Genomic DNA, 953 nt, shown 5'->3' with positions numbered 1-953 from the left:
GCACGTATCGGTGAGCTGGAAAATGTGTACGCACTGACGCCGATGCAAAAGGGCATGCTCTTTTACAATCTGATGGATTCGCAATCGGGCGCGTATTTTGAACAGGCCTCCTTTGATCTGCGAGGACCTTTTAATATCGCTGCCTTTGCGGCCAGTTTGGATGTCTTGGTGCAGCGGCATACGGTACTGCGCACGAACTTCTACAGCGGCTGGAAGGATGAACCGCTTCAGGTCGTGTACCGGAATAAGCGCAGCGAACTGTATGTTGAGGATTTGAGGGATATGGAGGATGAGCAGCAAAACGAATACATGCTCGAATGTACGCGTAAAGACAAGCAAAGAGGCTTTGACTTAGCACAAGACGCCTTGATGCGTGTTGCTGTGTTGCGCACAGGTGAGGAATCGTACCGTTTTGTGTGGAGCTTCCATCATATCGTGATGGACGGCTGGTGCTTGTCGCTGGTGACAAACGAAGTATTTGCAAGTTATTTTGCGATCCTGGCTCATAAACAACCGGAACTGGCCCCTGTAACCCCGTACAGTCAGTATATCGAATGGCTGGAACAGCAGGATCGTCAGGCCGCATCAAGCTACTGGAGCAAGGTGCTGGAAGGATATGAGGAGCAGTCCCGCTTGCCACAGGCAAAAATCCAGGGCAAAACGGGGTATCAGGCGGAGCGTCTGGATTTTGATTTGGGCGCAGAGCTAACCGCTCGTATTCAGCACATAGCCAAGCGTTATCAGGTCACCGTCAATACGTTGATGCAGACTGTTTGGGGCCTTTTGCTGCAAAAATATAATGGCACCGATGATGTCGTGTTTGGCAGCGTGGTATCTGGACGTCCGGCAGACATTCCGAATGTGGAGCATATCATTGGCCTGTTTATCAATACGATTCCAGTACGTATCCGTAGTCATAAGGACAGTGTATTCTCGGGCGTGATGAAGCACGT

General features: G+C 50.6%; 1 protein-coding gene. It reads left to right on the top strand.

Features of this window, described 5'->3' with window-relative positions; genetic code table 11:
* The coding region (locus ABEW32_RS26090) for a condensation domain-containing protein (protein ID WP_430193186.1) at positions 1–953 on the top strand (953 nt) is incomplete at both ends.

Origin of the sequence: Paenibacillus jamilae (genome assembly GCF_050482105.1) — a bacterium.
Lineage (GTDB): Bacteria > Bacillota > Bacilli > Paenibacillales > Paenibacillaceae > Paenibacillus > Paenibacillus jamilae_B.
The sequence above is the reverse complement of the archived record's forward strand: the minus strand, read 5'-3'. Positions and strand labels throughout refer to the sequence as shown.